Origin of the sequence: Photobacterium lutimaris, from assembly GCF_003025555.1 — a bacterium.
In the GTDB taxonomy this organism is placed as follows: domain Bacteria; phylum Pseudomonadota; class Gammaproteobacteria; order Enterobacterales; family Vibrionaceae; genus Photobacterium; species Photobacterium lutimaris.
Genome location: NZ_PYMH01000001.1, coordinates 44,882 through 55,856 on the forward strand (window position 1 = coordinate 44,882; position 10,975 = coordinate 55,856).

Annotated in this window: 5 protein-coding genes and 1 pseudogene; 4 read left to right on the forward strand and 2 right to left on the reverse strand. The window is 40.8% G+C overall.

Annotated features, from left to right (window positions below):
- Window positions 1–260 precede the first annotated feature (260 nt).
- Together C9I99_RS00175 and C9I99_RS00180 are read right to left on the reverse strand one after the other, a co-directional pair.
- Window positions 261–806 (reverse strand): GyrI-like domain-containing protein, encoded by a 546-nt coding sequence (locus C9I99_RS00175; RefSeq protein ID WP_107346834.1) that lies wholly within the window; start codon window positions 804–806, stop codon window positions 261–263.
- Window positions 807–1,390: 584 nt separating this feature from the next.
- The gene (locus tag C9I99_RS00180; RefSeq protein WP_107346835.1) at window positions 1,391–2,659 is read right to left on the reverse strand and encodes an IS4 family transposase; all 1,269 of its coding nucleotides are present in this window, start codon (window positions 2,657–2,659) and stop codon (window positions 1,391–1,393) included.
- 339 nt (window positions 2,660–2,998) lie between these two features.
- On the opposite strand from C9I99_RS00180, the gene C9I99_RS27640 reads away from it, so the two are divergent.
- From C9I99_RS27640 to C9I99_RS00205, 4 genes and pseudogenes are all read left to right on the forward strand, one after another.
- Window positions 2,999–3,187 carry a helix-turn-helix domain-containing protein gene (locus C9I99_RS27640; RefSeq protein WP_107346836.1) on the forward strand — a complete coding sequence of 63 codons (189 nt, stop codon included), beginning with the start codon at window positions 2,999–3,001 and terminating at the stop codon, window positions 3,185–3,187.
- Between the two features lie 540 nt (window positions 3,188–3,727).
- Window positions 3,728–4,510 (forward strand): annotated as a pseudogene (locus tag C9I99_RS00190) (transposase).
- A gap of 881 nt (window positions 4,511–5,391) precedes the next feature.
- Complete coding sequence (gene fabD / locus C9I99_RS00200; RefSeq protein ID WP_107346837.1) at window positions 5,392–7,725, forward strand: ACP S-malonyltransferase; 2,334 nt, start codon at window positions 5,392–5,394, stop codon at window positions 7,723–7,725.
- 55 nt (window positions 7,726–7,780) lie between these two features.
- Window positions 7,781–10,885, forward strand: a complete 3,105-nt coding sequence (locus tag C9I99_RS00205; protein ID WP_107346838.1) for a type I polyketide synthase — start codon at window positions 7,781–7,783, stop codon at window positions 10,883–10,885.
- Window positions 10,886–10,975: the final 90 nt, after the last annotated feature.

Here is a 10,975-nt window from a genome sequence, read left to right on the forward strand (position 1 = left end):
TCTTTGCTTTCACAGTAAGGGTAATGAGGATGACTGCAAAAGTTTTCCTCAATGCGATCGAATAGACTTTTGGACTGGTCAGGTGAATGATTGTTTGGTTCCAACAGCTCTTTAATACACTGTTTTTGCTCAGGTGTAAGTCGTTGGATAGACTCTAATAGTTACGTAAAGTTGAAATCTTCTATGCAGGTAGCCTCAAGGAGTTAGCATATCTATCTATAATATAGTTTATCAACTTAAGTACTGAGCAGAGCCTATATTTAACGTTGCGAACGAACTAGTTCTGGTTTTGAGAGATTTGGATTTGAAGATCGGAATCCTACCGGAATAAGAATTTTAAGTTCTGAGTCATGTCTTTTCCAATGAAACCCCTTGCCGTATTCCTCAAAATGATTGACTCCTATTCTCTCTTGGTCTAGTGGCTGAATATTCATTTCCTTCAGATGTTTTCTATAAATCACTTTAACCGATGAATAAATGTCTTCAATGCTGCCTGTATGAATAAACTCGAGATAGGTCAGAGAAGGAATCTTTTTTTCTATGAAACCAGGCGGTGTTTGTTCGAATTTCAGGACAGGGATACATGCCATATAGTTGAAGTTTGTTCCTGTACTATTATAATATATGCCGAATTTCTGCCAGCTACTTCTATTTACTCTATTTTTAATGTTCGATAACTTGCTATTGAATTCTTTCCAAAGTCGCGAAACTTTAAAATAATTGCTTTTCTCATTCCGCGAACAGACAGCTTCCATACCGACAATGTTCATCTCTAATCGGTGTACTTGTCCATTATATGTAAGCATAATGACTAGAATCCCTTTCAATCATTGGTAGTAAAGTACTGAACTATTCGTTCTTTCCTTCTAGACTGACTGCATTATCAGGTATTTTTTTTTCTGTTGCAACAGAAAAAAATTAATAATATAAGCGGCCATTCCGCCCGTATTCTCTAAAAAATAGAAGATTGGTATCGATACCGCTCCTTTATAAGTGGATCTAAATTATGACACCCGAAGACAAGAGGAGCTTATGGAATCAATGTTTGCAACAGCAGGCTTAAAGCGGCCAGACTGTAAAAAGCTGGTGCGACGAAAATCAGATTGCTAAATCGCAATTTTATTACTGACAAAAAAATTACTAATCCACCGCAAGAAGCCGATCATGTCATCATTCCTATTTCGACGTCGTCATCTTCTGTTGCTATTGTCATCGAGACGCAATGATTACCAGGGCAGGAAAACACTTTGTAAAAAGCTGTAACAAGTGCTTAGCGTTTGAACATTCTGTCTCTTTCCGTTTCAATTACTGCAGGTATTAATATGGGAAATTACATATATAATCTCAATAGCTCGATATGTAATGTTAATGTGATTTCATAGACTGGACCTTAAGCATTAAGTTTCTTGTAAATGCCATCCAAGCTACTGTCTTGCCTAGATTTTCTTTGCTTCGATTTAACAGCGTTCTTCGATATATATTGAATAGCCCACTTCAGCCGGGCCATTATTTCTGACCAAGCTTGATGGATAATTGCCTCCAGAATCGGAAGTAACCATACATCCACGTTTTTGGCTGCCTTGAAGAGGGATACTGTTGGCTGTATTTGCATCGCGAGACTGCGCCTGACTATCAGCGCTAGCAGGCTGGCCCAGATAAGGCCTTCAACTATCGCTTTTTTCCCTGTCGCAAAACGCTTCCAGTTGGTATGTGATTTCAGCTCCTTGAATAGGAGTTCGACCTGCCAGCGGCAGCGGTACACGGCCATCACGTCATCTGCCGTGAACTCTGATATCGGCAGGTTGGTCAACCATAAGCAGTAGCGCTTTTCCTCGGCGAACCACCGTCTGATCAGGCGGAACTTGAACCTGCCGCGTTGGCAAGTCAAGTCGAGCACCTCGGAACGATTGTTTTTCCGGTTGATATCCCTGAGCTTTCTGCCTGCCAGTTTCGGCAAGAGTCGTCCCTTGCCATTGCGGGCCTCGATAATGAGAGGGTTGAGCGATTTTCCGCCCCGGACCACGAACGCCCCTCCATGTTGTGTAAGCGCCTCGAAATAGTCGAAGTCTACATAACCGGCATCGGCCAACAGAAGCTTGTTGCCAAGTGACTGGGGCTCAGGCAGAAAACTGCGCTCTGAGGTGGTGTCAGCCGTGACTGCCATTGCTGTGGGAGACTGGCTGGACAGCGACATGGTCATATGGCACTCAACAGCCGCTTTGGATTGCTTAAACCGGCTCGGAAAGACTCCGGCTAAGTCTGGATGTACGGCGAACGAGCTGCCGTCCTGCAGCAACACTTCATCGAACAGTGCGAGCTTTTTTGGTAGTGAGAGGGACGCCTTTTCGACAAACTGAATCATGGCGAACTTGACCAGTTCCTTCATGAAATCGGCAAAGGTCTCTTTGCGCAGCTGGTTATGGAAAGGTTTGTATGCCACATTGTCATTTTCACTCAAGCACATGCCATTGAACTGGCGATGCAGGTCAGCGATGGCGGTACAGTTCCCCTTACTCAGTGCCGCGAGCAGGCTCAGTACCAGTGGTTGTGGCTGAATTGCCCTTTCCCGCTGGATAAATCCACAACGTCTGGCAGTTCTGCCAAGAAAGTCTGCATTAAAGAATTGCGCTAACTGGTCTTTCAGAGAGATAATCGTCATCGGCTTCACGGTTGGTTAAGGTATTGAGTTTGGCGACGATTATCTGATCATAAGTGAAGCCTTTTTTCTATCTAAAATACAGAGTTAGCGCTTAAGATCCTGTCTATGAATGTGATTTAGCAAAGTATGCTCCTGCCCTGCAGTGGTTACCGGATCTCCGTCAATGACGGTACTGTTATGGGGTTGCTGCCAGACATCATCAAGACCTTACCATGATCCCGGCACTTGCTGGCAATGGGAGTGATCGACATGAGAAGTCCATCAATATTATGAATCAACACAACAAACAGTACCAACAGCTAACCCAAGTGCCACGATACCAGATTCACCCTCCGAAAAATGGGGATGGTGCTGAGAGAAATCGCCAAAGAGGTTGGCGTACACTACAGTACTGTTAATCGGGAGCTGAGGAGAAATTCGACCGAAACTGGATACGAGCCTATTACCTTACCGCTCACGAGCTTAATGATATACAAAAACGAACGTCGCTCAAAGTCAACAAACGAGATGACAGAACAGATGAAATAATTCGTAATTTTGTCATTTTAAAGTGGTCTCTATAGACTATCAGTCAGTGGATGGAGGTTGAATGTAAGGCCGGAGAGAAGCTTAGCCATACGACGATCTACAGGCGTATTGAAGAGAATAGGTTACAAGATGGCGCCCTGTACTGCCACCTTCCGAGGGTTTGGAAAATCCCGATGGGAAGGCGGAAATGCAATAATAAAAGCGGTGGTTAGGTTGATTACTGATCGAGTAGACATAGCAGACCGACTGATGTTGTAGATGCTCGGGAGCGACGAGGCGATTGGGAAGGTGACACTGTGGATGGCCAAAGGGCGCACCTTGTGACATTAGTTGATCGCACAGCCGCTTTACGCTAGCAAAGACGTATAATTAGCAAAACCAAAGATGAAGTTGCGTATGCGATGTTCGATTAAGTTCACTCAGTACTGACCGTGATGTTAGATAGTGGTGGATAATTTGCTGGTTACGTTCGGCTTTGTTGCCTAAATCAGTTTGAACCATTTAACTACTTACGGATCAGATCTTACTCATAAAACAGGAATGAGTAAGTTTAAATGGGCCAAAATTAAGTACAAAACCTCAAACTGGAAGCAGTACAATCAAGCGCTTGTTAACCGGGGGCGATTACTTTTTGGATAGATGAAGAGGCGATAGCCTCTTGGTGTTGTACTCAACATTGCCATCGACGTGGGTGAAGATATCAGTACTCAGATACTGCGATTACAACCGCATTACTGCTCAAGAGTATTTTTAAGCTGGCACTCCGCTCATCAGAAGGTTTCCATAATTCGATATCTTCGCTTATGAAATTACCCCTTCGTTCTCCTGGCTATAGATGTATCAGTAAACGAGCAAAAACCGTTAATGCTGACACGCATCAAATTATTGCAGTAGAGCTCTCTTTATCAAGTGTTACTGACGGAGAAGTACTGCCTAACTTACAAAACAAACATACCGTAAAATCAAAGCAATATCAGGTGATGGTGCCTCTGATACTCGGCGGTGTTATGAGGCGATAGCCAAGGAAAAGCATTACCTTTAATTACTCCACGATCGGGGGCCGCTTATTGGGAGGACAGTCATCCTCGTCACCGAGGTGTCGCTAATCAACGTATTCATGGCAGTAACGAGCATTGAAAAAAAATCAATGGATACCATGATTAGTCATTGTCAGAAACTGCGATGTTCAGTTATAAAACGCTCATTAATTCACCACTGACATTGAGAGATTACAATGCACAAGTAGGTGAAGTATACGCAGCTACTCGAGCTATGGCTAAGTTAACAATGCTGGGAATGCCAGTCACGCAGGCCGTCATCTAAGATATAAACGAAATGAAGTGATCTATCTGATTTTTAATTTAGGTAACAAAGCCGTTACGTTTGAGTATCAGAGGCAACGAGGAATCAATGAAAACACCAACGGCCGAATTAGGCGTTTCTGGTGGAAGAAATCCGACATGGTGACTCTTACAGAGAAGGAGATTGAGGATAGGCTCTGATCTGAACCTCACTCCTAGAAAATTTTTGTTTATGAGAGGAATAACACCCTTTTAAGTCTTTACTGACAAGCGTGTTGCACTTATTGCTTGAACCCTGCTGTGATTGAAAACAAACGCTTACTAAAAAGCAATTTTCGGCTTTCTTGCTGGATGCCTATGAGCTACGGTGCGTATATGCGGTCGATAATGGAATCAGTTCTGTGCTCGTTTCAGAAATATCCATTATCGTGAAGCTCGGCATCAGGAAATAAGGGGAATACCTCTTTACGTATTTAGGGTGAATACTGCATAACGATAATAGCTATAGCCTTTAGTAGGATGTTGGATGAAAGTATTGATTCGGTCAGGTGATAAAATAGTGAATTGAGCAGTTTAAAGGATTGAATCAATAAAATGCAATGCTAAGATGGATAAAATCAAATCATAGTTTTGTATACCATGGATTCGAGAAAATATTCTGTAGAATCATTAGATAAAAACTTAACGCCTCTTTATTCGAATAGAAAATAACGTATTTCGCTAATGCTACCCTCTAAGCCTACTCATCAGAGAATGTGTCGTTCCAACCGTTGTGACTTAGATTCAATATGTTACATGATGTAAGGCAGAAGTATAACATTATAAGTCGGTGACCCTCACTAGCATTCCTATGAGCGGTTCATTTACCTGTTAACAGGCCACAAGAATTCATGGAGTCGGAATATGAAGTGTGTGATTTTTCCTGGACAAGGGTCTCAGTTTCTAGGAATGGGAAAGGATCTATTTGATAAATTCCCAGAGGAAGTTGAGTTATACAACTCAATTCTCGGGTATTCCTTGAAGGAATTGTGCTTAAGTGACCCCAAGCAACAATTAAAGCAAACTAATTACACTCAACCATCTATCTTTGCTGTAAATCATCTCTCCTATCTAGAATATCTTAAAGAAAATGATGCCCCCGACTATTTAGCTGGTCATAGTCTAGGTGAATATAACGCGCTACTCGCAAGTCAGGTTTTCGACTTTGAAACAGGTCTAAGACTGGTAAAGAGAAGAGGGGAATTGATGGCAAATGCGACCGAAGGTGGAATGGCCGCAGTCCTAGGTATGCCACTTGCAAAAATAGTAGAGTTAATTGAGAAACATAGTTTAAATGATATAGAAATTGCGAATATAAATACCGATTTGCAGGTAGTCATTTCAGGTAAAAAGAAGGCCATTGAAGAGAGTGCAGAACTTTTCACATCTAACGGCGCACGATATGTTGTGCTTCCTGTTAGTGGAGCATTTCACTCTACTCTCATGCAAGAATCAAAGATTACGTTCCAGTCATTCCTGACAGAATATACGTTCAGCAAACCACAAATCCCCGTCATTTCTAATATCACAGCAAGGCCATATAAAGAAATAGCGATAGACAAGACACTGTCCGAGCAGATTACTAGCAGTGTTAAGTGGAGTGAAAGTGTTCAATTTATGATGTTCAAGGGTGTTAATGGTTTCGAGGAAATAGGACCTGGAAAAGTATTAACAAGCCTTGTTTCTCAGATCAAGAATAATGCAGTTGGTTTAGATCTATACTTCGATGAAGATGAAGAAAAAAAAGAATCAGAAATACAATATAGGTCAGAACTCCCAGAGACCAAACCAAAAGCTAACGTTGCTAGTGATTCAGGCAAATTATTGTTGGAGCTTACTCCTAATCAGCTCGGTAGTCCCAAGTTCTTAGAAAGATATAACGTAAAGTATCCCTATGTCAGCGGATCTATGTATAGGGGAATCGCTTCCAAAGAAATGGTTGTCGCTATGGGGCTGAATGGGTTTATAGGGTTTCTTGGGACTGGCGGCCTATCCGATAGTGTCATTGAAGAGTCTATTGTTTTTATTAAAGATCAGCTAGGTTCATCTCATCCTTTCGGAGTAAACCTACTGCATAACGAAGATAATCCGGATTATGAAAACAAGATGGTTGAGCTATATTTAAAACACGATATAAGAAATATAGAGGCATCAGCATTCATAACGATATCTGAAGCGCTGGTTCTTTATCGTTTAAAAGGCGTCTCAAGATTCCTCGATGGTTCAATTAGGATTAGGAATCATATTTTGGCAAAAGTATCGAGACCCGAAATAGCCGAGCTTTTCTTAAGGCCTGCACCTAAAGACATTGTAGATAACTTAGTGAGCACAGGCAAACTTACTAAGGAGGAGGGCGAATTATCGACTCATGTTTCTCTAGCTGGTGAAATTTGCATTGAAGCTGATTCTGGCGGGCATACGGATGCGGGGAATCTTTGTGTGTTGCTGCCGGCAATTAAATATCTCGAAGACAGGATCAGCAGAAAATATAATTATTCTGAAAAGATATTAGTAGGTGCCGCAGGTGGCATTGGGACTCCGTCAGCTGCGGCTGCTGCATTTATTCTAGGGGCAGACTTCATTTTAACGGGATCAATTAATCAGTGTTCGATAGAAGCAGCCATTAGCGAAGAAGTAAAAGATATATTAGAGACAATCAACGTCCAGGATACGGCATACGCACCCGCAGGGGACATGTTTGAAATGGGGGCTAAAGTGCAGGTATTAAAAAAAGGTGTGCTTTTCCCATATCGAGCAAATAAGTTGTACAACCTCTACAAAGAACATAATGGCATTGATGACATCGACAAGCTCATCCTTACACAATTGGAAAAACGTTTTTTCAAGAAAACACTTGACGAAGTATGGGCCGAGATCTCGACATATTTAATTCAGGGAAAGAAAGAAGAGCTTGAGATGGCAGAAAGAAGTCCCAAGTACAAAATGGCGCTCATCTTTAAATGGTATTTTAATTACTCTACGAAGATCGCACTTAGTGGATCCGTGGACGATAAGGTGAATTACCAAGTCCATTGTGGGCCTTCGCTCGGGGCTTTTAATGAGTGGGTCAGCGGTACAGGATTGTCATCCTGGAGAAATAGAAATGTTCATGTCATGGCACAGAAAATACTGAAAGAGACATGTTTGCTGCTGAAAGAACAGATTAAAGCTATGTCTTCGAAGAGCGAGCAGTATTAAATTAGTTAGTCATATCTAATGCGCTGGGGAAAAATGTAAGAAAGGTGTTTTACAGATGCACAAGGAAAAAGAAGTTGTAGTTACAGGATTATCTTTACGTTTACCGAAGACAAAAGATAAACAGCAGTTTTGGGATATGTTGACCGAAGGTAAGTCTTCAATAGCAAATTGCCATCTAAGAGAAGACAAACATAAAAAGGACGGTCTTTTCTCGCTGCTGGAGGATATCGATCTATTTGACAATAAGTTTTTTAATACTTCAGAGCGTGAGTCAGTAGCAATGGATCCTCAGCAGCGGTTACTACTAGAGGAATCCTATCAATGCATTCTGGATTCGGCTATTCCGTTAACAGAATTAAGTAAAGACATAACTGATGTGTATGTCGGTTCAATGGGCAATGACTATGCAGCATTGACTATGGAAATCCCTGAATTTAATTCATACAGTTATCTGGGTAATAACGCTAGTATCCTAGCCAATAGGGTTTCTCACTTTTTTGACCTCCAAGGGAAAAGCGTGCCGGTACAGACCGCTAGCTCTTCATCATTGGTAGCAATCGATTCAGCCATTAGAAGTATCAAAAATTCTAAATGTGAATATGCATTGGTGGCGGGGGTGACTTTAAACTTTCATCCCTGGAAGGCTAGATGTTTTGATGAATCAATGATGCTGAGTCATAAAGCAGGTAGCAGGCCATTTGATGGTGATGGGGATGGTTATGCTATTGGTGACGGAATTATAGTGATGCTCCTTCAGTCAAAGCAAAAGGCATTAGAAAACAATCAGAGGATATACGGTGTTCTTAAGGGTAGTGCGGTCTGCCATGGCGGGAAAGCATTGAGTCTGCAAACGCCGCAACTACACGCGCAAGAAAAAGTAATTCAACAGGCGCTTGATTCGGCACAAATAAATCCATCGATGATCAGTTATGTTGAGGCGCATGGTTCAGGTACTTCTGCTGGAGATCCTGTGGAATATGAATCCATAGTGAATCGCTATGGGAAAAATAGGAAATTACACTTAAATATTGGGTCCATTAAAGCAAACTACGGACACCTTGAGGCTGCAGCGGGAATATTAGGTTTAGCCAAAGTTCTGCTCATGTTGGAAAATGAACAAATTCCTCCAACGTTGAACCACGACGTTTTAAATCCATTATGCTCATTTTCTGGTCACAAGGCGAAAATATGCACTGAGCAGGTGGCTTGGCGAAGTAGCTCCAAGAAACAGGCATTGACCGCAGCAGTCAATTCTTTCGGGATCGGAGGTGTTAATGCTCACGTTATAGTGCAGCAATATAAAACTCAACGAGCAGTTAATCGACAGGAACCAGGAGTGCTTTTTGTTCCACTTTCAAGTAAAACAGAGAACAGCTTAAAAGAAGCTATTGAAGTATGGTCTGAACATCTACTAGACAATCATAACAATCAATATGACATCACGGGCAATCTTGTAGCCAAAAGAGAACAATTATCGTGGCGTTCAGGATGCTTAATAAGAAAGTGTGATGAAAAAGCTAAATTGATTTTCTCAAAACCAATTCATACCGGCAAACCAAGCGAGATGACGTCAGTTGAGCTTTGTTGCGATGATAAACACGATCATGAATCTTTGACAAAGTTTTCTGATGGTTACACGTGTGTAGAAAAACTGACGCAAAAGACACTAAAAAATCTAGAATCATGTAGTACTCTCAAAGAAGCACTAAAAGACTTTAATAGTGGTAAGCCATGGCCTGATGAAAGCCGAGTTATTTATTCTTTTCTATCAAGATATCTTATGTATTCGGTGCTGTTACAGGCTGGTGTAAAGCCTGAAGTTGCAAAAGGAAAGACAAATGATACTCTGCTGTTGCTTGTCTTAGCTGAGGTTATTAGTTTAAAAGAATCTCTGTGTTATATTGCTGATACACAGTATAGTATTGAAAACTATCACGCGCCTAAGTTCCCTATATTGCTATCTAGCAGCGATGCTGTAATAGATAGCTACCGTGTATCGTCTGCCTATATATCACATTTACTTAAAAGCGGAGTGTTTAGAAGCAAGGCAAATCTCCAGGAACTTATTCAGAATTTTAATACCCTTTACGATCATTCGGAGGGATTTAGAAGACTGACAGCTGAATTGGTAATTGAAGACATAACATTTAATTCATGGCTTGGATTTAAAAAGTCAACAAAGAAGAAATATGAAATGTTACATCAATATATGTTGTTCGGTGGCATTTTGTCTCTAGTGAAATATACAAGAAAGTGGGGTATCAGATATGAGGAAAAATATTTAAGTTCATATGGAATAGAACTCATTTCTTTGCTGGAAGATAATATAATTAACATGAGCCATGTCAAGGCTGTGCTAAGAAATGAAGGCTACAATGGCACAGTAATCAAAAGAATACCAACCTCACAATATAAGAATTACTCAGAGCTATACAGGTTTAATGAAGCAAGCACTGTGAAAACATTGAAAAGACTCATTGAGGCTAGTCAATCGAGTTTGGATCTCGATGAAACAAATAGTATTGAACACTACTTAAAATTGACAAAGCAGGGGCGTAGTCTTTTGTTTTCGTCGAGATTATCTCTTATTGAGACTCTGGGAACTTTTTGGGAGTTAGGCGTAGATATCGAATGGAATTATCTATTTCCAAGAGAAACGTATAATCATAAAGATATACCTGGCTATGTATTTGAAAGGCAGTCTTTTTGGCTAGAAAACAGTTACACTCAGTCAAATACCCATGAAATAATTAAGTCAGAACGAAATCCAGATCCTACTACGGATGAAACTGAGAATCTACCGCTGCAAGTTCTTAATATAGTTTCCCTGCTTATTGGAAGAGCTCCAGCTGAGTTACAATATGAACAGAGATTATCCGATATTGGTTTTGATTCAATTTTAGAGACAAAGTTGAAATATCAGCTTGAAAATCAATTTAACACAAAAATACCGATATCGTTACTTGCTAGTGACCTTACTATCAATGACTTAATGCAATATATCACATTAAATAGCAAAACTAGTGCCTCTGGTGACTCATTGACAGAGCAGTTTCTTAATAAAAATCTAAATATTGAGAATCTTACTGAGAAGCAAATGGACACTTTGTTAGTAGATGTCCTTAGCAAGAAAAGTGAGTTAATGGAAGAACTGCAATAACGTCTTAAAATGTAGACTGGAAAAGTGTAGAGAAATAATATGGACATAAGCACATACACATTGCAACAGAAAAAACAGCTACTACGAAGA